Source organism: Paenibacillus taiwanensis DSM 18679 (assembly GCF_000425125.1).
Taxonomy (GTDB): Bacteria; Bacillota; Bacilli; order Paenibacillales; family Paenibacillaceae; genus Paenibacillus_B; species Paenibacillus_B taiwanensis.
The window spans coordinates 153,644-177,512 of the sequence record NZ_AULE01000024.1; the positions used below are offsets into that span (position 1 = coordinate 153,644).

At 44.9% G+C, this 23,869-nt stretch carries 21 protein-coding genes and 1 pseudogene; 20 read left to right on the plus strand and 2 right to left on the minus strand.

Annotated features, from left to right (window positions below; translation table 11 throughout):
* The first annotated feature begins 47 nt into the window (after window positions 1–47).
* The 13 genes from nusB (at window position 48) to H509_RS0105260 (ending at window position 13,974) form a co-directional block, all read left to right on the plus strand.
* Entirely contained in the window at window positions 48–572 is a 525-nt protein-coding gene (gene nusB, locus H509_RS24320; protein ID WP_051286826.1) for a transcription antitermination factor NusB, read from the plus strand.
* Window positions 573–730: 158 nt separating this feature from the next.
* Entirely contained in the window at window positions 731–1,588 is an 858-nt protein-coding gene (gene folD / locus H509_RS0105205; RefSeq protein WP_028544150.1) for a bifunctional methylenetetrahydrofolate dehydrogenase/methenyltetrahydrofolate cyclohydrolase FolD, read from the plus strand.
* A 92-nt stretch (window positions 1,589–1,680) separates the two neighbouring features.
* A complete protein-coding gene (gene xseA, locus H509_RS0105210) occupies window positions 1,681–3,051 on the plus strand; it encodes an exodeoxyribonuclease VII large subunit (protein WP_028544151.1) in 1,371 nt (456 codons plus the stop codon).
* Window positions 3,041–3,301, plus strand: a complete 261-nt coding sequence (gene xseB, locus H509_RS0105215) for an exodeoxyribonuclease VII small subunit (protein WP_028544152.1) — start codon at window positions 3,041–3,043, stop codon at window positions 3,299–3,301. Before xseA ends, xseB begins: the two co-directional genes overlap by 11 nt.
* Window positions 3,294–4,208, plus strand: coding sequence for a polyprenyl synthetase family protein (locus H509_RS0105220; protein WP_036696298.1), 915 nt, complete (start codon window positions 3,294–3,296; stop codon window positions 4,206–4,208). Before xseB ends, H509_RS0105220 begins: the two co-directional genes overlap by 8 nt.
* Window positions 4,209–4,362: 154 nt before the next feature.
* Window positions 4,363–6,261 (plus strand): 1-deoxy-D-xylulose-5-phosphate synthase, encoded by a 1,899-nt coding sequence (gene dxs / locus H509_RS0105225; RefSeq protein WP_028544154.1) that lies wholly within the window; start codon window positions 4,363–4,365, stop codon window positions 6,259–6,261.
* Between the two features lie 29 nt (window positions 6,262–6,290).
* Entirely contained in the window at window positions 6,291–7,127 is an 837-nt protein-coding gene (locus tag H509_RS0105230) for a TlyA family RNA methyltransferase (RefSeq protein WP_028544155.1), read from the plus strand.
* A 149-nt stretch (window positions 7,128–7,276) separates the two neighbouring features.
* Window positions 7,277–7,786, plus strand: a complete 510-nt coding sequence (locus H509_RS24325; protein WP_245595983.1) for a DNA-binding protein — start codon at window positions 7,277–7,279, stop codon at window positions 7,784–7,786.
* A 44-nt stretch (window positions 7,787–7,830) separates the two neighbouring features.
* Entirely contained in the window at window positions 7,831–8,280 is a 450-nt protein-coding gene (gene ahrC / locus H509_RS0105240) for a transcriptional regulator AhrC/ArgR (protein ID WP_028544156.1), read from the plus strand.
* A gap of 36 nt (window positions 8,281–8,316) precedes the next feature.
* Window positions 8,317–10,038: a DNA repair protein RecN gene (gene recN, locus H509_RS0105245; RefSeq protein WP_028544157.1), complete on the plus strand. Its 1,722-nt coding sequence runs from the start codon at window positions 8,317–8,319 to the stop codon at window positions 10,036–10,038.
* A gap of 122 nt (window positions 10,039–10,160) precedes the next feature.
* A complete protein-coding gene (gene spoIVB / locus H509_RS24330; RefSeq protein WP_036696304.1) occupies window positions 10,161–11,570 on the plus strand; it encodes a SpoIVB peptidase in 1,410 nt (469 codons plus the stop codon).
* A 161-nt stretch (window positions 11,571–11,731) separates the two neighbouring features.
* Window positions 11,732–12,556 carry a sporulation transcription factor Spo0A gene (gene spo0A / locus H509_RS0105255; protein ID WP_028544158.1) on the plus strand — a complete coding sequence of 275 codons (825 nt, stop codon included), beginning with the start codon at window positions 11,732–11,734 and terminating at the stop codon, window positions 12,554–12,556.
* 872 nt (window positions 12,557–13,428) lie between these two features.
* The gene (locus H509_RS0105260) at window positions 13,429–13,974 is read left to right on the plus strand and encodes a GrpB family protein (RefSeq protein WP_028544159.1); all 546 of its coding nucleotides are present in this window, start codon (window positions 13,429–13,431) and stop codon (window positions 13,972–13,974) included.
* A gap of 133 nt (window positions 13,975–14,107) precedes the next feature.
* Here the strand turns inward: H509_RS0105260 and H509_RS0105265 are convergent, their stop codons facing one another.
* On the minus strand, window positions 14,108–14,320 hold the full coding sequence (locus tag H509_RS0105265; RefSeq protein ID WP_036696308.1) for a hypothetical protein: 213 nt from the start codon (window positions 14,318–14,320) through the stop codon (window positions 14,108–14,110).
* Window positions 14,321–14,569: 249 nt separating this feature from the next.
* On the opposite strand from H509_RS0105265, the gene H509_RS0105270 reads away from it, so the two are divergent.
* Window positions 14,570–14,782 (plus strand): hypothetical protein, encoded by a 213-nt coding sequence (locus H509_RS0105270; protein WP_028544161.1) that lies wholly within the window; start codon window positions 14,570–14,572, stop codon window positions 14,780–14,782.
* Window positions 14,783–14,960: 178 nt separating this feature from the next.
* Here the strand turns inward: H509_RS0105270 and H509_RS0105275 are convergent, their stop codons facing one another.
* Complete coding sequence (locus H509_RS0105275) at window positions 14,961–15,971, minus strand: LLM class flavin-dependent oxidoreductase (RefSeq protein ID WP_028544162.1); 1,011 nt, start codon at window positions 15,969–15,971, stop codon at window positions 14,961–14,963.
* Window positions 15,972–16,209: 238 nt separating this feature from the next.
* Here H509_RS0105275 and H509_RS0105280 point away from each other — a divergent pair, with 238 nt between their 5' ends.
* The 6 genes and pseudogenes from H509_RS0105280 to H509_RS0105305 all read left to right on the plus strand — a co-directional run bounded on the left by H509_RS0105280 (window position 16,210) and on the right by H509_RS0105305 (window position 23,823).
* The gene (locus H509_RS0105280) at window positions 16,210–17,973 is read left to right on the plus strand and encodes an ABC transporter ATP-binding protein (protein WP_028544163.1); all 1,764 of its coding nucleotides are present in this window, start codon (window positions 16,210–16,212) and stop codon (window positions 17,971–17,973) included.
* Window positions 17,966–19,708, plus strand: coding sequence for an ABC transporter ATP-binding protein (locus tag H509_RS0105285; RefSeq protein ID WP_028544164.1), 1,743 nt, complete (start codon window positions 17,966–17,968; stop codon window positions 19,706–19,708). Before H509_RS0105280 ends, H509_RS0105285 begins: the two co-directional genes overlap by 8 nt.
* A 174-nt stretch (window positions 19,709–19,882) precedes the next feature.
* Complete coding sequence (locus H509_RS24335) at window positions 19,883–20,365, plus strand: DUF6884 domain-containing protein (protein ID WP_245595984.1); 483 nt, start codon at window positions 19,883–19,885, stop codon at window positions 20,363–20,365.
* A 78-nt stretch (window positions 20,366–20,443) separates the two neighbouring features.
* Entirely contained in the window at window positions 20,444–21,424 is a 981-nt protein-coding gene (locus tag H509_RS24340; RefSeq protein ID WP_051286827.1) for an alpha/beta fold hydrolase, read from the plus strand.
* A 187-nt stretch (window positions 21,425–21,611) separates the two neighbouring features.
* A pseudogene (locus tag H509_RS0105300) lies at window positions 21,612–22,775 on the plus strand (VanZ family protein); the annotation flags it as partial.
* A gap of 463 nt (window positions 22,776–23,238) precedes the next feature.
* On the plus strand, window positions 23,239–23,823 hold the full coding sequence (locus H509_RS0105305; protein WP_028544166.1) for a hypothetical protein: 585 nt from the start codon (window positions 23,239–23,241) through the stop codon (window positions 23,821–23,823).
* Window positions 23,824–23,869 lie beyond the last annotated feature (46 nt).

The window sequence follows — 23,869 nt, forward strand, 5'->3', positions numbered from 1 at the left end:
ATCGACTGCTGGGACATCATGTTGATAAGAGCGCAGGAGGAACAAAGATGAAAAGACGTATCGCGAGAGAAATGGCCATTCAAAGCTTGTACCAATTAGAAATGACAGGGATTACGCCTGAGCAAGCGGTCGAAATGGTCGTGGATGAAGCGAAGCAAGAGGATAACGAGACGGGTGTAGAGGCAAAGGATGCCTCCGCCATGCGTGAACATGTACTGACATGGGTAGGTGAAACTTGGGCGAAGCGCGAGGATATTGACTTTGTGCTGACAGGTTACTTGAAAGGTTGGCAAGTTGATCGACTTTCAAGAGTAGACCGTCAAATATTGCGCCTTGCAAGTTACGAATTGTTGTATCGTGATGATGTGCCGCCAAAAGTAATCGTAAACGAAGCGGTTGTATTGGCGAAGCATTTTGGTACAGATGAGTCAGGCAAGTTCGTAAACGGCGTATTAGGACAAATGCTTCGTGATCGTAATCCTGCAGCAGTTATTTCAGATGTGGAAACGGACGAAGGAGCAGCTTCAAGTACTAACACAGATGTAGAAGCTGGTGCTGTAGAACAAGAGTAAGTTGATAAGATCGGTTGACAGAATAGGCTCGTATTAGGCAAGGAAAGTCATTTGGTGTTCTAAAGTTAGTGTTCTAAAGCGTGTTGACATGGATGTATTTCTATTGTTGATCGTGCTTCATGTTGTAATAGATAACGATTTGCATTGGGGGAGAGAACATGGCAGGTTCTTTGATGAATGGTAAAACGGTATCAGCAGCTATGCGTGAAGAAATGAAACAAGAAGTGGACAGATTGACAGCAAAGGGTGTTCAGCCTGGACTTGCTGTTGTATTAGTCGGAGAAGATGCAGCATCACAGGTGTATGTGAACAGCAAGCATAAAACATGTTTGGAGCTAGGTTATTACTCAGAAGTACACCGACTCCCAGCAGATACGACGGAATCTGATCTTCTGGCACTTATTGAGACACTGAATGGACAGTCTACGATTCATGGGATTCTGGTTCAGCTTCCTTTGCCTAAGCATATCAACGAGAAGGCTGTCATCGATTCCATTGCAGTTGCCAAAGATGTGGATGGCTTCCATCCGGTAAGCGTTGGTAATTTGGTTATTGGAGACGAGTCTTTGTTGCCTTGTACACCTGCGGGTGTCATTGAATTGTTGAAGCGCCATGAAGTAGAGATAGCAGGCAAGCATGCGGTTGTTATAGGGCGCAGCAACATTGTTGGTAAACCTGTATCCTTGCTGTTGCAGCGCGAGAATGCAACCGTTACAATGTGTCATTCACGCACGGCTAACATGAAGGAATTGACGCGTCAAGCAGACATTCTTGTCGTTGCGATTGGTCGCGCCAATTTTGTAGACCGCTCCTTCCTGAAGCCAGGTGTTGTGGTAATTGACGTAGGCATGAACCGCCTTGATAACGGCAAGCTTGCGGGTGATGTTGATTTTGAAGATGTCAAAGACTTGTGTGCTTGGATAACACCTGTTCCAGGTGGTGTAGGTCCGATGACGATTACGATGCTTATGTACAATACACTTAAAGCAGCAAAGAGGATTCACCAAATAACGTAACGGATATATGAGGCTTACTGACATGCAGGGTGATAGCGGTGAAGGACTACCGGGTATCACCCTTGTCTTACTTATAAGGCGGGAGGATGTTGATGTCACGTACAGATGAACAGCGGATTATGTCCGTTAAAGATCTCAATCGATACATTCGTATGAAACTGGATGGCGATGAACGCATGCAGGATATTTGGCTGCGTGGAGAGATATCTAATTTTACGCATCATTCGAGCGGCCATATGTACTTTACATTGAAGGATGCAGATAGTCGAATTAAAGCGATTATGTTTGCTTCCAACAATCAAAAGCTTCCGTTCCGGCCAAAGGAAGGCACACGAGTCGTTGCTAATGGCTATGTGACCGTCTATGAGCGTGACGGTCAGTATCAGTTCTATGCACAGCAGATGCAGCCTGACGGTATTGGCAGCTTATATTTAGCCTATGAGCAGTTAAAGCAGAAGCTTCAGGGGGAAGGCTTGTTTGATGAGGGACGCAAAAAACCTTTGCCCACTTTTCCGAGAGCGATTGGTGTTGTAACGTCTCCTACTGGAGCGGCCATCCGTGATATTTTAACGACACTTCATCGCAGACAACCTGGTATGACGGTACTGGTCTATCCCGTATTGGTGCAAGGCAAGCAAGCAGCCTCTTCAATCGCGCATGCTATACAAGCTCTAAACCGTCATGGTGAAGTAGATGTCATTATTGCAGGTAGAGGCGGCGGCTCATTAGAAGAACTATGGGCCTTTAACGAAGAAATTGTTGCCCGTGCAATTTCAGAATCACATCTGCCCGTTATTTCTGCGGTTGGACATGAGACTGATTTTACGATTGCGGATTTTGTGGCAGATTTACGAGCACCAACACCAACTGCGGCAGCAGAGCTGGCTGTACCTCATCAGGACGACCTCAAGCAGCACTTGCATCATCTGGATCGACGACTGAAGCAGGCGATACAGCGTAATGTTGCGATACAACAGGAACGCTTGTTAAGAGTTCAGCAATCACCTGTCATTCGTAAGCCGAAGCAAAGCGTGCAGCAGTATCGGGAAAGGTTGGCACGCTGGAATGAACGCTTGTTAAACAGAGGGAAGTTGACTGTCGTTGGTGCTGAACAACGTCTACATGCTGCAACTGCAAGGCTGCGTGAGCAGTCGCCGCTAAATCAGACGAAGATGGCTAGAACGCGTCTTGTTACAAATACGAAACAGCTGCGATCGCTGATCAACAGTATCGTCAGCAAACAGCAGATGCAGCTTCACGGGACTATGCGACAGCTTGATGCGTTAAGTCCACTTAAAGTAATGTCAAGAGGATACAGCCTCGTATATGATGAGCAGGAAAACAAACTCATTAAGCAAGTTGCAGACGTGCAGCTAGGTGATATCATAAAAGTGAACGTGTCGGACGGGCAGCTGAATTGCCAGGTATGGTCCATGAAAGGGAGAGAAGACGATGAATCATGATACGGAACAAGTACAAGCCATGTCCTTTGAAGCTGCGATGGAACGCTTAGAGCACATCGTCAACCAACTGGAAAGTGGCGATGTTCCCTTAGAGCAGGCGATTGAGTTATTTCAAGAAGGAATGATGCTGTCGAAGAACTGCTCGTCCAAGCTTGAACAGGTGGAGCGCAAGATCGAAATGCTGACAGAGCAAGACGGAGAATGGCAGCGACAGGCGTTTCAACCGGAAGCAGGTGACCTGATTGAATAACGCCGAAGCAAATCTGGCATTGGAACACTATCTAAAGTCGCGGGTAAGCGAGATTGAGGAAGCGCTTCCGAAGACACTTCCGGCAGATTGGGTATTTCCCAACAATCTAAAGGAATCGATGATGTATTCGTTAATGGCCGGAGGAAAGCGGCTGCGCCCTGTGTTTGTGCTAGTGGCATGTGAAAGCTTGGGGGGCAACGTGCAATCGGCAATGCCTGTAGCATGTGCGGTAGAAATGATTCACACCTATTCTTTAGTCCACGACGATCTGCCGGCAATGGACAATGATGATTATCGTCGAGGCAAGCTGACGAATCATAAAGTACATGGGGAAGCGATGGCCATTCTCGCCGGTGACGGGCTGCTTACCCATGCATTTTATAGTGTGACACAGGCCACTCGTCAGTATGGTGTGCCAGCAGATATTATGTTAACGGTAGCTGAGGAGCTGTCTTATTATTCAGGTGTGATAGGGATGGTCGGTGGACAAGCCGCTGATATGCTAGGCGAGCAAGGCGTGACTTCCATTCAGCAGCTAGAATACATACATTTGCATAAGACAAGTGATTTGATCGTCTTTTCACTTCGTGCAGGTGCAAGAATCGGCGGCGCTAACGAGCAGCAAATTGCCGCACTGACCGAATTCGGCAGAAAGCTGGGGCTTGCCTTTCAAATTCAGGATGACATTCTGGATATTATCGGTGATGAAGCCTTACTCGGCAAACAAAAGGGCAGTGATGAGAAAAGCGGCAAGGTGACCTATCCTTACTTTATTGGTCTGGATGCATCCAAAGCGGAAGTGGCACGATTGACGCAGGAGGCGAAATCAGCTGTGCTGGAGGCCAATTTGCCGTACCCAGACAGATTGCTGGAATTGGCTGACTATTTGATGAATCGAGTATATTAATGTATACCTTGCGGATAAATTTCGAAGTGCAGCTGCTCATGTGTTATAATAAGCGGGTACCTTTTATGTGAGAACTTTTACATGAATTGGTGTATATATAGATAGGTTAACACGTATCATCACCAAATGAACCAACGAAAGCGAGGGAAAACCCGTGCTGCTCGAACAGATAAATCAACCTAGTGATCTGAAGCGGCTGACGGTGGATCAACTGCCAGCGCTCGCCGAAGAGATTCGCCAATTCCTCATCGAGAAGCTGTCTGCCACTGGCGGGCATTTGGCACCTAATTTGGGCGTGGTAGAGCTAACGATCGTCCTTCATTATTTGTACAATAGTCCTATCGACAAGTTTTTATTTGATGTTGGACATCAATCGTATGTTCACAAAATATTGACGGGTCGTAAAGATAAATTTGATACGCTCAGGCAGTACAAAGGTTTGTGCGGATTTGTTAAGCGTGCAGAAAGTGAACATGACGTATGGGAAGCAGGCCATAGCAGTACATCGTTATCAGCAGCAATGGGAATGGCGTTGTCACGTGATCTAAAGGGAGAGGACAACAAGGTTGTCGCCATAATCGGGGATGGCGCTCTAACCGGAGGCATGGCATTGGAAGCTCTAAATCATATCGGTCACGAAAAGCGGAATTTAATGGTCGTGCTTAATGATAATGAAATGTCGATTGCGCCTAATGTAGGAGCTTTACACAATTACTTAGGCAAGATCCGTTCAGACCGTACGTATGTAAAAGCAAAGGAAGAAGTAGAACAGCTGCTGAAGAAAATACCGGCCATTGGCGGCAAGCTTGCCAAAACAGCTGAACGGATGAAGGACGGTTTCAAATACTTAGTAGTTTCAGGGATGCTATTTGAAGAGTTTGGCCTGACATACTTGGGGCCTGTTGATGGGCACGACATTAGGAAGCTTATAGATACATTTGATCAAGCTGATCGTGTTGAAGGTCCTGTACTCGTGCATGTCATTACACGCAAAGGCAAAGGGTATTCACCTGCGGAAGCGGATTCGCACAAGTGGCACGGCATCACACCCTATAAGATTGAGTCCGGTCAAGTTGTAAAAGCAGTCGGTAATCCTATGTATACGGAAGTGTTTGGTAATGCACTAATTGAGCTTGCAGCGCAGGACGATCGAATTGTTGCGGTAACACCTGCGATGCCTGGTGGTTCGGGGCTGTTACAGTTTGCAGAGAAGTTTCCTGGTCGGATGATAGACGTTGGGATCGCGGAACAACATGCAGCAACGATGTGCGCTGCTCTTGCACTGGAAGGGATGAAGCCAGTTTACGCAGTGTATTCCACATTTTTGCAGCGGGCCTATGATCAAGTCGTTCATGATATTTGCCGTCAAGATGCAAATGTCATTTTTGCAATTGATCGTGCCGGATTTGTTGGACCGGACGGGGAAACCCATCAAGGCATTTACGATATCGCGTATATGCGTCATATTCCGAATATCGTACTGATGATGCCTAAAGACGAGAACGAATTGCGGCATATGATGAAGACCGCTGTGGAATACAATGCAGGTCCAATTGCTGTGCGTTATCCACGCATTAACGGTGTCGGTGTAGCGTGTGACCCCGAACTTCATCCGATTCCAATCGGAAGTTGGGAAGTCGTTCGTCAGGGAGACAATGCAGTAGTGCTTGCTGTAGGACCGATGATCCAGATTGCAGAGGAAGCTGCCGAGCTGCTGCGCCGTGATGGTATTCAGCTGCGCGTCGTTAACGCTCGTTTTATTAAGCCGCTGGATGAAACGATGTTGTTGCAGCTTGCCAAAGAACATTTGCCGATGATCGTATTGGAAGAAGCTTGTACGAGAGGCGGACTTGGCAGCAGTGTGCTGGAATTTTATGCAGAGCGCCACATTTATAATCAAATGGTTACTCCGATTGGGGTTCCAGATTATTTTGTGGAACATGGAAGTATTAAGCAGCAGCGTGAAGAAGTCGGCTTGACAGCGGATCGGGTTGCTAACGAGCTAAGAACGATGTTATTTTCGCGCGGCGACAATCGACTGACACGCGCATAACGTAATCTTGACAAGACAGGAGCTAGGGCATGTCGACACCGAAAGAACGCATAGATGTGCTGCTCGTTGAGCAGGCCTTCTATGAAAGCCGCGAAAAGGCTAAAGCAGCCATAATGGCGGGACTTGTCTATGCAGACGGAGAACGAATTGAGAAGGCAGGGATGAAAGTACCCCGTGCTGTTTCCATTCATGTGAAGGGCGCACCGCATCCTTATGTAGGACGCGGTGGTCTGAAGCTAGAAAAGGCGATCCAGCATTTTGAGCTATCACTGCAAGATGCGACGATGATTGATATTGGCTCGTCAACAGGAGGGTTCACCGATTGTGCTCTCCAAAACGGTGCAGCGAAAGTATATGCGGTAGATGTTGGCTACAATCAATTGGATTGGTCTTTACGTAATGATGAACGGGTAAAGGTTATGGAACGTACCAATTTCCGTTACGTTGAGAGAGAACATCTTGAAGGCCCTCAGCCGGATTTTGCATCAATTGATGTATCCTTTATCTCCTTGAAGCTTATTTTGCCGCCTTTGCGGGCATTAATTACACGTCCTGGACGTATTGTCGCTTTAATTAAGCCACAATTTGAAGCAGGCAGGGAAAAGGTCGGGAAGTCAGGAGTAGTGAAGGACCCGGCTACGCACGAAGCTGTACTGCGTGACATTCTTGACTTCGGAACCGAAATGGGCTTCGTTTTGCAGGGCTTAACGTATTCTCCTATTACTGGAGGCGAGGGCAATATCGAATTTCTGGCGTACTGGATCGTGCCGGATGAACTAAACGAGGGGTATGGGGTAACGACCTCCCGTGATTATATTGCACAAGTTGTCAAGGAGGCCAATCAGAAATTTCGGGCTTCTTCTTGACAACTAAGTAATCATTTTTATAAATATGTATTAGATGAAACCTATCCGTAAAGGGACAAGCATCCAACGGATGGGTTTTCTTTTGCTGTTTACCCCCTTTTTCCTATACAATGTACATATACAGCAAATTGAAGCCTTTTCACATCACGATGAGCCATTATCATGTACCTCTAATTAAGGATGGTGTTGGCATGAAGGGCGACTATGCCGTATTGTGGTTTATTTTGATCGGACTTGTTGTATGGGGCGTCTTCGTCAGCAGACGTGCATTGTATCGAACGGAGCCGATGGAGCAACTATTTTTGTCCGACCATTACGTTCATGACGATGAGACCGAACGATTGCTTGAGCAGGAAGGTTATGAGATTGTTGGCGGCAAGTTCTCGGTACCCATTCGAATCCGTGTGGATGAACAGGAAGAACAAAGTTCTCGATTGTGGGTAGACCTCATTGTAAAGCAAAAAGAAGATTGGTACATCGTACGGTGTGCAAGAGAACGAATGCAGTTGGATTGGACAGCGAGCGGTATTCGGAAGCTGTGGACGACGTATTTTCTTGCGTTTCCGGATTGTGCAGGGGTAGTCATTGTTGATATGGCGGATCGGAGCGTTAGAGTCATTCGTATGGATGTAGGAGAACCGAGTGGTTCCAGCGAATAAATAGTCAAGAGTATAGAGCTTAATACTGGTTTTGGAGGGTCTTCATGAAAGGTCAAAGGCATATTAAAATAAGAGAGATTGTCATGAATAACGATATTGAGACGCAGGATGAACTGGTGGATTCCTTGAGGAAGGCTGGTTTTCATGTCACGCAAGCGACAGTGTCAAGGGATATGAAGGAACTTCATTTAATAAAAGTACCGATGGATAATGGCCGCTACAAATACTCTTTACCGATCGATCAGCGATTTAATCCGGCTCAGAAGTTGAAGCGGGCTTTGCTTGATAACTTTGTGAGTGTAGATCGGGCAGAAAATCTAGTCGTCATCAAATGCTTGCCGGGGACGGCTAATGCAATTGCAGTGCTGATGGATGCCATCGAATGGCCAGAAATTTTAGGAACGGTGTGCGGTGATGACACGATTTTAATCATCAGTCGGACGAAGGACACTGGGCAAGGTGTTGTTGATCAAGTGATGAGTTACATTTCATAATCTTACGCAAAGATAGGCATAGGAGGGGATGCCGGGATGTTAGTCGCATTGTCAATCCGTCACTTGGCGGTTATCGAAGCGGTGCAATTGCATTTTCATAAAGGATTTCATGTGCTTACGGGTGAGACGGGGGCAGGTAAATCCATCATTATTGATGCGCTGAGCCTCATAGCAGGCGCAAGGGGTTCTTCGGACTTTGTCAGATACGGGTGCGAGCGTGCAGAAGTGGAAGCCTCGTTTGAACTTGACGATGATCATCCCGTGTGGGATACAGTGGACAGGCTTGGCATTAATGCGTCCCGAGATGAATTGCTGATCATAAGACGTGAATTGACCGCGCAAGGCAAGAGCTTCTGTAGGATGAATGGACAGATGGTGAATTTAACGATGCTGCGCGAGGTGGGTGAAATGCTCATCAATATTCACGGTCAGCATGAGCATCAATCACTCTTGAAGGTAGACAAGCATTTAGATTGGCTAGACGCATACGGTGGGGAATCATTAGCCGAGGTAAAACGACGATATACGATGCAGTACAATCGATATAAAGAAGTTCTGCGTGAGGTGGAACAGTTAAAGCAGACTAGCCAACAAACGTATCAAATGTTGGATTTATACCGTTTCCAAATTGAGGAACTGTCGTCCGCCCAGCTAAAATTAGGTGAGGATGAATGGTTAACGGAAGAAAAGCGCAAACTAACCAATGCTGAAAAGCTTATGGATAATGTGAATGGCGCATATGAAAAGTTGTATGGTCAAGGAGCGATGGATGCGGTAAGCTTGGCAGTTGACCGATTAGAGCAAATTGTTCCGGTAGACCCTGAACAGTTTCAGCCTCTAGTCGAGCAATTGCAAAACGCATTTTATCAGCTGGAGGATGCTGCTTTTCAACTGCGTGATTATCGTGAACAAATCGAATTTAATCCTGCACGATTGGAGCAAATTGAAGATCGGTTAGATCACATTATCGGCTTGAAGCGGAAATATGGCTCAACCATTGAAGCGATGCTTGCTCACCTTGAGCACATTCAAGGTGAGGTGGACAAGCTGGAAAATAAAGATGAACGAATTGAGAAATTAGAAAAAGAACAGGCTATTCAGCTTGAGGAAGCGATACTGTTAGCAAGTGAGCTTAGTGATTTACGGAAGAAGCTGGCTGCGGAGCTGACCATTCGGATCGAGCGTGAGTTAAAGCATCTTCATATGGAAAGAACGCGGCTTGGGGTTCGGATTGATTTGCTTCAGGATCATCAGGGTGTAGATGTTGACGGTGTAGCTACTCGTCTGACGAGGAAGGGATGGGATGATGTTGAGTTCCTTATTTCGCCCAACCCAGGTGAACCGCTTCGTCCGTTACATAAGATTGCGTCGGGTGGTGAACTGTCGCGTATTATGCTGGCACTAAAGACGATATTTGCAGAAGTTGATCGTATTCCCGTTCTTATTTTTGATGAGGTAGATACAGGAGTTAGCGGTCGAGCTGCGCAAGCAATTGCAGAAAAGCTTGCAGAAGTGGCTGGCAGTGGTCAAGTATTCGCCATAACGCATTTGCCGCAAGTGGCTTGTATGGCCGATCATCAGTATTACATTGAGAAACGGGTGCAAGACGAACGAACATCTACGTTTGTAACCGAATTGGACGAAGGTGGCAGGGTACAGGAGCTGGCACGTATGTTAGGCGGTGTGGAAGTTACGGAAAAAACCGTACATCATGCACAGGAAATGCTTAAATTGGCTGAAAGGCAAAAAGGTGCTTAAAATCAAGGTTTTGAGGAATCATTTTCACTTATAAAAGGTTGGGGTCAAGGTTAACTTAATGTTACGATTAAGGGCCATTCCCTTAAACGTCAAAGCTTCGAAGCAAAGGAGTGTGGACACCTTTGAACCCCAACATTAAACGGCTGCTAGGTCTTGTGCTTGTCCTGATCATTAGTATCGGCTGCACAACAACCCCTTTTCGCACTTATGCTGCTTTACCAAGCGAATTACGTTTATTTGAAGGGCAACAAAAACAGCTACATCTGGTGATGCCAGTAATGGCAAATGCAACGGTTGATCGGCCTGACATCTTGCAGGTAAATGGCAAACGTACGGCAGCGTTAAGTGTATCTTCTCGTCAGCCGCTTTCGCTCTCGACTTCACAAGCTGGACAGGCAAAACTTAAGTTGAAGCTGTTTAACCGGATTCCAATTAAGACACTGAAAGTAAATGTCGTGCCTGATTTAAGAGTAATTCCAGGCGGGCAAACGATCGGTGTTAAAGTGAAATCTGACGGCATCTTAGTAGTAGGTCATCATCTGGTTAAAGTAAGTGAAGAACGCAAATTATCACCTGGGGAAGATGCAGGCGTGCAGCTTGGTGATCTTATTGTGCGTATGAATGGCACCCGTATTCAGGATGTGTCCAAAGTTGCGGACATCGTACGTCAAGCAGGAGAAGCAGATAAAGCCTTGGAGCTAGTAATCCGACGTGGAGCTAATGAAGTTCAGACCAAGCTTCAGCCTGCGTATGATGCTGAGGATAAGCTTTGGCGGCTTGGCCTCTATATTCGTGATTCAGCGGCAGGTGTAGGTACGTTAACGTTTTATGCACCGGATCAGGGAGTGTATGGGGCTCTCGGACATGTCATTACGGATATGGATACGCAAACACCAATTGTAGTCGGCAAAGGTGAAATTGTGCAATCAAACGTTACTTCTATTTCCAAAAGTCAAAATGGTGAGCCAGGTGAAAAAAGAGCTCAGTTTGTAAAAGAGAGTCGGGTTCTCGGCAATGTGGAACGAAACACACCGTTTGGTATATTTGGGAAAATGACTGCAAATCCAGAACATAGTGTCTTTAAGGAGCCGATTCCGATTGGCTTTAATGAGGAAGTTCAGGAAGGGCCTGCTGAAATGCTCACGGTTGTTAATGGACAGCAGGTTGAACGTTTCAAAATTGAGATTGTACATGTGACACGACAATCGGGACCTGCCACTAAGGGAATGGTCATACGAATTACGGACCCGCGCTTACTCCAAAAGACGGGTGGCATTGTACAAGGGATGTCAGGCAGTCCGATTATTCAAAATAATAAGCTTATTGGAGCGGTCACACACGTTTTTGTTAACAACCCAAGCTCAGGTTATGGTTGCTTTATTGAATGGATGTTGCAGGATGCAGGCGTAGTGTTGTCCAACTCCCAATGGTCACAACAAGGAAAGGTTCACGGCAATCGCGTGGACCTTTCTTTCGTTGTCGAAACGTCACGAACAAGCATGAAGCCTGTTGAAAAACAAACGAAATTATAATTATAAATGTTTTATAGAGAAAAAGAAAGAAAAATTATATTCGACAGAAGGTATTTCATTTTAGATGTCGAATATCATAATCAAGAAAGAATAACGCCACGTCACTTCAATGCAAGATAAGACGCGACGATTGCGAAACTTGTTTAAGGGAGGATCCTCAGTTGCAAAAGATTGAAGTATTATTAGCGGATGACAACCGAGAATTTACGAATTTGTTAGCGGATTTCTTGTCGGAGCAGGAAGATATGGTCGTCACGGGTGTTGCCTATAATGGCGAAGAAGTGCTCCAATTTCTGGAGCAGTCTCGCTCCGTCCCTGACGTCCTTATTCTTGATATTATTATGCCTCACTTAGATGGTTTGGGTGTATTGGAACGATTGCGCCAGCTTAACTTATCTCCGCAGCCTAAGATCATTATGCTTACTGCATTTGGTCAGGAGAGCATTACACAGCGTGCGGTTCAACTGGGGGCATCTTACTACATATTAAAACCGTTTGATATGGATGTGTTAGCCAACCGAATTCGTCAGCTTTCTGGCTCTTCTGCGGCTCATATGATATCAAGCTCGAATGCAAGTTCATTTATTACGAACTCTTCGTTAAAGTCAAACGTTGTGCCACTTTCGAAGAGCAAAAATTTAGATGCGAATATTACAACTATTATTCATGAAATTGGCGTACCTGCTCACATTAAAGGATATCAATATTTGCGTGAAGCCATCACTATGGTGTACAACAATATTGAAATTCTTGGCTCTATTACGAAGACTCTGTACCCAGCCATTGCCGAGAAATACAAAACGACGCCATCTCGCGTCGAACGTGCAATTCGTCATGCGATTGAAGTCGCTTGGACACGCGGCAACATCGACAGTATTAGTCGATTATTTGGTTATACCATTAACATTAGCAAGTCTAAGCCAACTAATAGCGAGTTTATCGCGATGGTAGCTGACAAGCTGAGAATTGAGCATAAAGTCTCGTAAATGGCGTAGTGGTGCGAGTTTCGGGCGTTGGGGGAAACGTGATTTCCCGATAACTTATCCGCCATGCTAACGAACGTTCTGAAGAACTTTACGTGTAACATTGCGATAAATTTTGTACAAATCACCCTCGCTCTCGCCGCTAACTTATTATATGCTATCCAGCGTCCGTGTACCGCGAATCGAAGCGGAGTCCAAGACGGATTAACCTCACGATATGCACAGTACATCATTCCCGATGATTATATAGCTAATTAATAACGCGCCCATTGTGCCGATACATTTTCGGAAGTGGGCGCGTTTCGGAATTTTAAGTGAGTTTTACGGTCACAGAGGCACTATCACCCAGATATTCCGATCCGCAAACGTCCGAATGAAGTCAGATAGCAACAATGAGAGTTCAATACCGTCGTACCCAGCAGAGGGAAGAGTGAGGTAAGATAGGAGTTGTTTCTCCTTTAGCAGATAAGTTTCTCGTATCAGCGGCGATGATTTTGTTAGTGCAAAATGGTGTTTTGTCTTCGGTATTTGTTATCTACTATTATTAGTAGAGAGGTTGTAATTACTGCGCTTCGAACGTATGCCGCTGCGCGAGGGATTGCACTCCTTCAAGCAGACAGTGGGGCAAGATTAAACTAGTAATTCAAGTTGTTGCAATTGTGATGTGTTTATTGGGAAACTTTCCTTTTAGTCTCATTACATCAATCCCAGTGCGCTTGATTTCGATATGGGCAGCTGTTCATATTGACGGTTTATTCAGGGGCAAATTATATTGTGAAAAATATAAAATATTTGTAATAACATACGGCTTCTGTTAGATAAGCGAGAATCACCTTTAGGAGTGACCCAATTCCGTTTTATGTTGGAGGTTTATTATGAGCAAAAATGATGATCAAACTAATTGGCCCGTCTGGGCAACCGAATTAATTGAAATCGCTGATCCAGACCCTGCATGGTTAGAAAAGGGTAAACAAGAGGAACAACAGCTTTATGAACTTCTTTCACCATTTGGAACGAGGGAGGTTAAACATATAGGGAGTACCTCTGTCCCTAATCTCCCTGCAAAACCAATCATCGATATAATGGCTGATGTTGATTCATTTGAACGGATTACTGATGTTGCTGCGTTGTTATCTAGCTATGACTGGCATTATGTACCTCCTCATTTAGATAATAAAAACTGGAGAAGGTTTTTTGTAAAGGTCAAAAACGATAAACGTGTAGCTCATCTTCACTTCATGCTAAAGGGAGAACAACGATGGGAAAAACAGTTGCTTTTTCGTGATAAGTTAAGGGGAAATCCGCAGCTAGCAAATGAATATGCCAATCTCAAAAATAATCTAGCACAGAAATTTAATCTTGATCGTGAAGCCTACACGGAAGCGAAAACAAAATTTGTTGATCGTGTGCTTAGGTCGTGAGGCATAACAGTTTAATAGCTACTAGTTCGATGTAAGCAAAAAAGACAACTTTTAATCACCATAAATGAGATCATTGTCATCTTTTTTGAGTTTGACTTAAACATGAATACCAATCGATATAAGAAAGGTAGTTCTATTTCATTTTATAATTGTATGAAACCCTAGACCAAAAGTAGACGGCACATCCTATCAAAAGCAAGGTCATCTGCAAACCAGGCGTTCCCTTCGTAAAAAAGTCGTATAATGCCCATCCCAGCAAGGCTGCTGTATAAAATAAAAAACCATTTTTGGTAGATTTCTCGTTATAAAACTGTTCCATTTCGTCTGCTTTACGTAATTTTATCATGGGCTTCTCCACCTATCTTATCTCAAAAGTAAAACATCTTTTACATCAACAATTATACTATACCATTTCCATATGTCAAATATTCTTTACATTTTACTCGCTAATTATGTCTAATAATTTTTTTCATTATAATTAAAAATATGAATTTACTGGAATTTGTGTAATGTGATATACGTGCAGAAATTAACTATTTAATAAATGAGCTAATCACTGGAATCGGCAATATAACACACAACAGGTGGTGACACGATGGATGACATCATAAATGTCCTCTTGAGAATTTTACTCTTGCTCATAAGTACGGCATTTTGGCTGTTTGTGAGTGTGCTTGCTTGGATAGGGGTATTTGTTAACACAATCGGCCTACCGCTGTGGTTTGCATGTTTGAGCACGGGGTGGATGATTGTGACTATGTTTATTAAAAGGGATTTTAAAGAGGAACTGCTGCATTCTTTGGACTAAACTGATTCTACATCACACTATAAATGAAAACGACCGCCCCCGCAATGATAACCGAAATACCCTCAAATTCCACAACAAAATGGGATATGAGGGTATTTTTATGCACACCATTCAGTGTCCAGTGAGGCGCAAAAGGTTATAACGGGCTTCGGGACAAGGCTCTTATATTTCTTGCATTTTATTGTGGCTGCTCACGAAATACATCAGCAATCAGTTGATACGACTTTAGCTTGGCCTCGATATCATGGACCATCGTAACTATCATAATCTCGTCTGTTTGATATAGTTCACGTATATCAAGTAGCTGCTGCTTCACTTGTTCGGGGCTGCCCACGATCACCCGGTTCCGAATATCTTGCAGCCGCATCCGTTCATATGCGGTATAGGGATAGTCGATTGCCGTCTCTACAGACGGGAATCCATTTGTTTGCTTGCCTTGTTCGAGCAGCACAAAGGTTAACTGCATGCTCCGCGCAAGCAGCTCTGCTTCTTCCTGTGTATCCGCGCAAATGACAGATATCGTTAACAACGTGGTGAGCTCTTTTTGATACGATGATGGCTTAAAATGCTGCCGGTAATAACGCATCGTGTCTGCACCGCCATGTGGGTTAATAAAGTGCGCGTAGGCGTAAGCGGCTCCTTGCTCTGCTGCTACAATGGCACTGTCACCACTTGAGCCAAGCATCCACAACGTTGGTGCTGTCTCTACATAAGGTGCCGCACGCAGTCCAGCAAAGCGATGACTTTGCGGCAAAGAATCATGCAAATAGGCGGTTAGATCACGTATTTGCTCTGGAAAACGATCTACGGACCTAGGGATGTCATCTTGCAGCGCACGTGAGGCAAGAGGTGTTCCGCCTGGGGCCCTGCCGACACCGACATCGATTCGGCCAGGATATAATGCTTCAAGCACCTTAAAGTTTTCAGCTACTTTATAAGCGCTATAATGAGGAAGCATTACTCCTCCTGAGCCGAGGCGAATGTGGCTAGTCTTTGCTCCAAGGTGAGAGAGCAGCACCTCAGGACTCGTTCCGGCAATGCCGCTGGAAGCATGATGCTCCGACACCCAGAATCGATAATAGCCAAGCGCTTCGGCATGCTTAGCTAGTCTAACGGTATCCCTGAGCGCTTCAGTAGGGGATTTGCCTTCAGGGATGAGTGTTTGATCCAATACACTTAACGTCAACATGGGACTTCACCTCTAGCATTATATTTAGAAACGAAAGCTCAACTTTTTAAAGCATACACTTTATTATATATAGTTAAAGAAAAAATAACAGTCTTTATTCGAATAGTAACGATGTTGAACGTATTTATTATCCGTCTACAGGTGGAATTAAACCGTGGAGCGGCAGAAAGTTGTATCATTTAATGATAATCTTTCTCAGGAGATAGTATAGCAGCTTATAGGGTTGGGAGATGAGATCGTGCAGTCGAAAGGTAGTTTACGTAAGCTTTTGGCATTAGCCGGCACGCACCGCGTGCAGTTGTTTTGGTCGTGCCTATTTTCCGTGCTGAGTGCAGCTCTAAGTCTGGTTCCTTATCTGATCGTGTATCAGATGACGGTGGCGCTGCTGAACCCACCTGTAGATACGAAGCAGGTATGGACGATGGTATGGATTGCGCTTGGAGCTGTCATATTACGATTTGGGTTGCTGGCCGCATCCACAATTATTTCGCATACTGTAGCTTATCGGATTTTGTATTCCCTACGAATCGAACTGACCAATAAGCTCGCCAGCCTTTCATTGGGCTATTTTTCTGACCGTACTAGCGGGAAGCTAAAAAAGATTATTGCGGAGGACGTTGAACGAATCGAAAATTTTATTGCCCATCACCTTCCAGATTTTGCTTCTTCCTTGTTCACGCCCGTATTTACGGTTATCGTGCTATTTGCGATGGATTGGCGGCTCGCTCTGGCGGCGCTTATTCCAATTCCACTCGCTTTTCTGATGCAATCTACTATGTTTCGTGGACAAGGAGAACGAATGAAGGCGTATCATCAGACATTAGAAATGATGAACAGCACGATACTTGAATATGTCCGTGCTATGCCGGTTATAAAAGCGTATCGTATGACTGTTAAGTCATTTGTTCGCTATCAAGATTCCGTTCACGCGTATACGGCCTTTTGGATTCAGACATCACGTCGGCTTGCCCCGGTATACGCACTGTTTATGGTTATGATAGAGACAGGACTTCTGTTTATTTTACCTGTTGGCATATGGCTCTACACGGCAGGTGAGGTGTCACTAGAAATATTACTGTTATTTCTTATTTTAGGAGTTGGTTTTACGGCACCAATTAAGCAAATTTCGGAGCTTGGCCACATGTTGAGAGCAAACTTGGAGGGAGTAAGTCGAATTGAAGACATCTTACAAGAGGATGAAATTGAGGAGCCTGCAAATGCGCTCATCCCGCAGCGCTACGATTTAGAATTTGCAAACGTGCACTTCAGTTATGGTAAACGCCAGGTGCTGCAAAATATAAGCTTTCGGGCTGAAGAGGGGACGATTACAGCTTTTGTTGGCCCGTCCGGAGCAGGCAAGACAACGGCAGCACAGCTGATTGCCCGTTTCTGGGACGTATCAGATGGGGCGATTAGCATTGGCGGTGTGAATTTGAAGGATATGAAGACCGAAACCGTAATGGACTGCATGGCTTTTGTATTCCAGGATGTATTTATGTTAAACGATTCTGTTATGGAAAATATTCGCCTTGGCCGCAAAGAGGCGACAGATAACGAAGTATACGCAGCCGCAACTGCTGCACAGGCACATACTTTTATAACGGAGCTACCTGCTGGTTATCAGACAGTAATCGGTGATGGTGGGATGCATCTAAGCGGAGGTGAACGTCAACGGATTTCGATAGCAAGGGCGATTTTAAAAAATGCACCGATCCTTATTTTAGATGAAGCCACTGCATTTGCAGATCCTGAGAATGAAGCCCATATTCAAGATGCTTTAAGTGAATTGTTGCCAGGTAAAACAGCCATTGTGATCGCCCATCGTCTATCCACAATTACAGAAGTAGATTGTATCGTCGTATTTGAAGAGGGGAGAATTGCCGGTATAGGGGAGCATGAGGAATTGCTAAAGCAGTGCCAACCGTATCGATCCTTATGGAAGGCGTATACCGAAGCAAGTGTTTGGGTAGTAGGCGGAGAGGAGGCAGCACAGCATGCTTAGTAGAGTAAGAGCCGTAACAGGAGGATCGCTTGGCAAGCTTCGCCGTGCAGCCATGTTTACAGTGTTGGAAATGATTTTTGCAAGTGTGCCTTATGGGATGCTAATTGTAGTCATCCATCAGCTGTTTCATCCGCCTCTCGATATGAAACAAATGTGGTTATGCATGAGCATTATGTTTGGTGCTTTCCTGCTCCAAGCTGTCTGTTCTGTTTTTGGCTATCTCGATGCGATGATAACAGGGGCAAGTCTAATGCGAGATACGAGGCTGCGCTTGGGTGAGCATCTGCGGAAGCTGCCAATGGGTTACTTTGCACGTACAGATAAGGGGGAGATAAGTCACACACTGCTTAACAATGTCGATGAAGTTGAAAAAATATTAACTCATCTGTTTTCTAACATTGTCGGTGCCATTGCGATGCCTACGATTGTAGCGTTATGTCTACTTTGGTTAGATTGGCGGCTTGCCTTAGCGATGATCGTCTCAGTTCCATTGGCTCTGCCCCTGCTAATATGGTCACAGCGTACTATTAATGGAGCTAGCCGCCGTCGTCTGACAATGGCATCATATGCCAATTCAAGACTGCTGGAATACATTCACGGCATTAAATTGTTCAAAGCGTACAATCAGACAGGGGAGAAGTTTGCCCGGATGCAGCGGGCAATGAAGCAGCTTAGTGATGAGAGCATTAAGCTGGAGGCGACAGTTTCACCTATCATTTTGTCATACGCCATTGTGCTAGAAGTTGGATTTATCGGCTTACTATTATTGGGCAGTTATTTATTGTTTGGAGGCACTTTAGATGTGTCGGTATTTCTGATCTTTCTTATTATTAGCCTGCGCTTTTACAATCCACTACGTATGGTTGGTGCTCATTTAGCAGAATTGCGTTATATGAACAACGCTGGTGAGCGTGTACAAGGTGTATTAGAGGAACCGATTTTACCAGAACCGATCACGCCTAAAATACCGCAACAATTTGGGATTGAGTTTCAGAACGTTCATTTCCAATATGACGGCAGGCCTGTGTTGTCTGGAATCAGCTTTGCAGTAAAGCCGTGCAGCATGACGGCATTAGTTGGTGTATCCGGCTCAGGTAAATCCACAATTGCACATTTGATTGCCCGCTTTTGGGATGTGTGGAGTGGCTCGATCCAGATTGGTGGTATTGATGTGCGCCAGATCGCTACGGATCACTTATATGACTCCATCAGTATGGTTTTTCAAGATGTTGTTTTATTTAATGATACCGTGCTGAACAACATTAAAATAGGCAATCCTACCGCAACGTTTGAGCAAGTTGTGCAGGCGGCCCAGTCTGCCAATTGTCATTCGTTTATTACGAGGCTGCCGCAAGGATATGATACGGTCATCAGTGAGGAAGGATCGTCCTTATCAGGAGGCGAGAAACAAAGATTGTCCATCGCACGTGCTATTTTGAAAGATGCACCGATTGTATTGCTAGATGAAGCGACAGCTTCGCTTGACGCGGAGAACGAGCTATATATTCAGCAAGCAATTCAAGCGCTTGTTCGCTCTAAGACGGTTGTGGTAATCGCCCATCGTCTGAAGACGATCCGAAACGCTGATCAGATTATCGTAATAGAGGACGGGCAAGTGGCGGAAGCGGGGACTCATTCTGAGCTGATAAATGGCGCAGGGATATACAATCGCCTTTGGCACGAACAGCAAAAGGCGGGCGGCTGGAAAATGCGTAAAGTGGCTTGTAAAGGGTAGTCAAATCTAGGCTAGTGTAGAGTAATAGATAGCCCGTAACCTCCAACTCGCTTGGATACGGGCTTTTTTGCTATAATCACCTTACACAATTCCTATTTAATGGTATGATAAAAAAGAATAGGCTAAGGTTGATATGATGAAACGGAGTGTAGACGCATCTTGCGACGAAGACGATTGTGTATAATTCCTTGTGGCTCTCGTAAAATATGGGACAGTGATCGACAAGCTGTTGGTTCTTACGAAGCACAGTATGTATATACCGGGGCACTGCACCGGAAATGTCAAGCCTATGCCCGTGCTCACTTTGAGCATTGGTGCATCCTTTCGGCCAAGCATGGCTTTTTGTTTAAGCACGATATTGTGCCGGAGAACTATAACGTTCGATTTGGAACCAATCATCCACAGCTTGTAACAATATCCGAATTACGCCAGCAAGCGGTGGAGAAAAAGATAGATCAAGCTGCGGAAATTGTAATGTTGGGTGGAAAGAAGTTTCGCAAACTATTACCATTCATTTTCACATCTGAAGGCCAAGTCTTTAATTTTCCATTAAGTGATTGCGCGGGTATAGGCTACATGCTGCAAAGGCTAGATGGTGTTATCGAAAACAATTCGGAAATGAAGCCGATTCTTCTCGATGGGGATAAACTCGTTTGAAGGGGAGTTATTTTTCGATAACGTCGTATCACTCGAAATAGTTCAACTTCATGAGAGTGATGATTAAGGTGAGGATATATGTTTAAGTCAAAAAAAGTTAGAGCAGGTTGCGTAATCCTTAGTGTAGGTTTGTTGGGTTGGCTATATCAGATGATCGGACTGTGGCTAGATTTCAGAAATGTCTCTCCGGCAGGCAAACTTATTTCCATTAATGGCCATCAGATGTTTGTTTCGGCAAGTGGTCAACCAAACGCAAAAGGAACGCTTGTGTTGTCAGCAGGAAATGGGACATCTTCTCCTTATGCTGATTTTTATCCCCTAACAGAAGCGATGAAGCAATACACGCGTGTAGTTACATATGAAAGACCTGGATATGGTTGGAGCGAAGCCACTGACGCATCCAGAGATATCGATACGATAACAAATGAATTGCGGCAGTTGCTTCAGCAATCTGGAGAGCGACCGCCTTACATTATATTGGGTCATTCTATGGGAGCGCTTGAAGGAATTCGATTTGCACAGCTGTATCCAGATGAAGTAAGTGGTCTCATTATGTTAGATGGCATCAGTCCTGAATACGCTCGAGATACTGACATGGACTGGGGATATAAAATGGGCTGGTATATGATTGAAGGTGCTAAAAAGCTGGGTGTGCTGCGTGGTTTAAGTGATTTGGGCATGATGAACGATTCGTTTAAAGACATGAAGGATCTCCCCTTGTCTATTGAGAAGCTCAAAGTAAGTATGATTTTAAAAAACGCAAACAATCGGATGATGTTGGAAGAACGAAAACAATTTCATAAGAACGGCCTCAAATTACTAGAACATGGTAAAGTTGGGGACATACCTGTACTCGTCCTGTCCGCTCCCAATAACGGCTATCCGAATTGGCGCGAGGTGCAGCGCGAACTTATGTCCATATCGTCCAAGGCGACCCAAAAATCATACATTAGAGCAGGGCATTATATTCATCATGATTACCCGCAGGACGTCAATAACCGAATTTTAAATTTTATTAGAAGTATTCCTCTACAGGCAAACGCCGTCAAAAATAGCTGATGATAAGAGTCATACAGTGTACAAGATGTTTTCTCTCATTGACTTCATATGTTATGATGCAAAAGGCGCTCGGACTTGAGCGCTGTTTTTCGTATCTTTTGTTGACCAGTGGAGCATCGTATATTCCAAAAAGTTTACAGGGGTCCGTTTGTTATTTTTACCGTAAGAAAGAGGGTCAGAACTACGCATGAACGCTTACTTATTTCCGATTAAACAAGCGATAATCACATTCCCGTTTATCGCATTGGCACTCACAACTCCGTTTCTTATTGTTCAATACCGCAAATACGGGTATGTCAACAAGCTGCGGTCTGTCGTGCTCTATTCCTTGCTGCTTTATTTGCTTTCTGCTTATTATTTGGTCATTTTGCCTCTGCCGGCGGACTTCAGTAATTGTTTACGTGAGGGCTCATTATGGTCATACATGCAAACAAAGCCTTTTACCTTCATAAATGATATCCGGAAGGAAACTGTCATCAACTGGAGCAGTCCCGCTTCTTATATTTACTTGCTTAAAGAGCGTGCATTTTTGCAGGCGCTGTTTAATGTCGTGTTAACTGTGCCTCTAGGTGTTTACTTGCGCTATTATTTCCGCCGTGGCTGGATGAGCACCTTAATGTTAAGTTTAGTTGTGTCCCTCTTTTTTGAGACGACCCAACTGACAGGATTGTATGGTTTTTATGAATGTCCGTACCGCTTATTCGATGTAGATGATCTGCTGCTGAATACGTTGGGTGGTATGATCGGTTTTGTTGCTGCGCCTATTCTCACTTACTTTTTGCCGCGGGCAGACAAGTTGGATGAACATATAGATTTGGAAAAAATGACGGTCGGATTTATCCGACGTGGCATCTCCTTTGTGATTGATTCTACTGTGCTCGGAATGCTTGCAAGTATTGTCGGCCTTGTCTTGTATGGTGCAGATGCGATGACTTGGGGATATATTGATCGTAACATGGATGCGACTTCATTCCGCCTAGTTGCACTTGCCATATCTGTATTTGTGTATTTTGTAGTCATTACATCTATTACCGGTGGGCGCACGATCGGAAAGTGGATTACCCGTATTCACGTCATCGAGGATAATCGCCGCGGCAATAAGCCTGAGATAACAGCATTTGCGTTGTTTAAACGATACGGAATGCTGTATTATGGGGTGTTTGGGTTAAACAGCGTGTTGGCCATCATTTATACCTATGGGGAGCTACCTTATAGTGCGAGCTTGGGTCTTGTCATCGTACACCTGGTGTTGATCGGCGTTATGGCCATCCACGTCGTTTTAAATTTGTTCAGTCGGGACAAGCGGTTATTCTATGAACGGATAAGTGGTACACGGAACGTCGTAACTCTGCATACCGATAAGGAGGATGAGGGGCACAGCGGTGAGAGTAATGGGGGCAGCGAAACGGAGCAAATAAGTGCTGATGAGCCGATAGTTCATTCTGCATCAACACTTGAACCTGCTCATGTTCAAGTTCCTAAGCCTGAACGTACACTTATTGGCAGCAGAAGTGATTCGCATGCAATTCAGATGACAGATCAGGGGAACGTTGGTCTTCACGAACGCGATACCGCATTTACCCAATCAGAGCAGATTACAAATGTGCCTGTTGTGGATCCAGTTGAGCTTGAGTTGGAACGATTACGAGCAAAGCTAAAACGTGAGCAATCCCATGCAAAGTTGCCTGCAGAACAGGACGAATAGGGCAGGACAATTTATGAATTATACTCACCAATCTTTAGTCCAATGACTATACTAATAGCAGTTGATATTAAAGTATTGTCGTCAGACAAGAATGAAAGGTGGGCTTATTATGGGTCCACGGCCAAATCAGCATCCTCGTAGTTCTGGATATGGCGAAATAAGGAACGACAGTAACGAGCAGTTCTCCGCATCATCCATGCCGCAAGGGGAACCTTCTCCTGCCGCGTATGGTGAAGGTCCGTTTGTTCACGAAGGCGCAGAGCCGCGGCCGAAGGAAGGCGGCAAAAGACAGCCTCCGTTTCCCAGGCCGCCCAACTGCCCTTTAACGGTGCAGAAGGCTGCGCTTATTGCAGCGCTGCTATATGATTGGCTGCTCATAGAGTCTGTCATAATTAACCGGAACAAATCGGTACAGGTCATTTTGGCTGGAGATTTCGGCAAGATCGGATTTTCGCCGGATTTGTTTAATAGCGAGCAGCTTGCTGAAAATGTAGGTTTGTTCGAAGCGTTAGAAGATGCGCAAATATTCCCTAATGCTGGAGAAATTGCAGCGGAAGAGGCGTCTGTCGTCGAAAGGAATAAGAAAAGGAAGCCGCCGTTATCAAGGAACAAGCAGCGTCCGGGGAATACGCCTGTCCGTAAGCCGAGACGAAAGCGGTTGAGTCGAACTCCATTCTTTAATAAGAACATATAATATCTGGTAACCAAACTGCATTATGAATGAGCACGGGGCTGTCCAA

What these genes read in the sequence shown, in the direction of transcription:
- H509_RS24340 (WP_051286827.1), top strand. Translation starts at nt 20,444, where the DNA reads ATGTTTAAGTCAAAAAAAGTTAGAGCAGGTTGCGTAATCCTTAGTGTA.
- H509_RS0105275 (WP_028544162.1), bottom strand. Translation starts at nt 15,971, where the DNA reads ATGTTGACGTTAAGTGTATTGGATCAAACACTCATCCCTGAAGGCAAA.
- H509_RS0105260 (WP_028544159.1), top strand. Translation starts at nt 13,429, where the DNA reads ATGAGCAAAAATGATGATCAAACTAATTGGCCCGTCTGGGCAACCGAA.
- folD (WP_028544150.1), top strand. Translation starts at nt 731, where the DNA reads ATGGCAGGTTCTTTGATGAATGGTAAAACGGTATCAGCAGCTATGCGT.
- nusB (WP_051286826.1), top strand. Translation starts at nt 48, where the DNA reads ATGAAAAGACGTATCGCGAGAGAAATGGCCATTCAAAGCTTGTACCAA.
- H509_RS0105305 (WP_028544166.1), top strand. Translation starts at nt 23,239, where the DNA reads ATGGGTCCACGGCCAAATCAGCATCCTCGTAGTTCTGGATATGGCGAA.
- H509_RS0105270 (WP_028544161.1), top strand. Translation starts at nt 14,570, where the DNA reads ATGGATGACATCATAAATGTCCTCTTGAGAATTTTACTCTTGCTCATA.
- H509_RS24325 (WP_245595983.1), top strand. Translation starts at nt 7,277, where the DNA reads ATGAGCCATTATCATGTACCTCTAATTAAGGATGGTGTTGGCATGAAG.
- recN (WP_028544157.1), top strand. Translation starts at nt 8,317, where the DNA reads ATGTTAGTCGCATTGTCAATCCGTCACTTGGCGGTTATCGAAGCGGTG.
- H509_RS0105285 (WP_028544164.1), top strand. Translation starts at nt 17,966, where the DNA reads ATGCTTAGTAGAGTAAGAGCCGTAACAGGAGGATCGCTTGGCAAGCTT.
- xseB (WP_028544152.1), top strand. Translation starts at nt 3,041, where the DNA reads ATGAATCATGATACGGAACAAGTACAAGCCATGTCCTTTGAAGCTGCG.
- H509_RS0105265 (WP_036696308.1), bottom strand. Translation starts at nt 14,320, where the DNA reads ATGATAAAATTACGTAAAGCAGACGAAATGGAACAGTTTTATAACGAG.
- ahrC (WP_028544156.1), top strand. Translation starts at nt 7,831, where the DNA reads ATGAAAGGTCAAAGGCATATTAAAATAAGAGAGATTGTCATGAATAAC.
- xseA (WP_028544151.1), top strand. Translation starts at nt 1,681, where the DNA reads ATGTCACGTACAGATGAACAGCGGATTATGTCCGTTAAAGATCTCAAT.
- H509_RS0105230 (WP_028544155.1), top strand. Translation starts at nt 6,291, where the DNA reads ATGTCGACACCGAAAGAACGCATAGATGTGCTGCTCGTTGAGCAGGCC.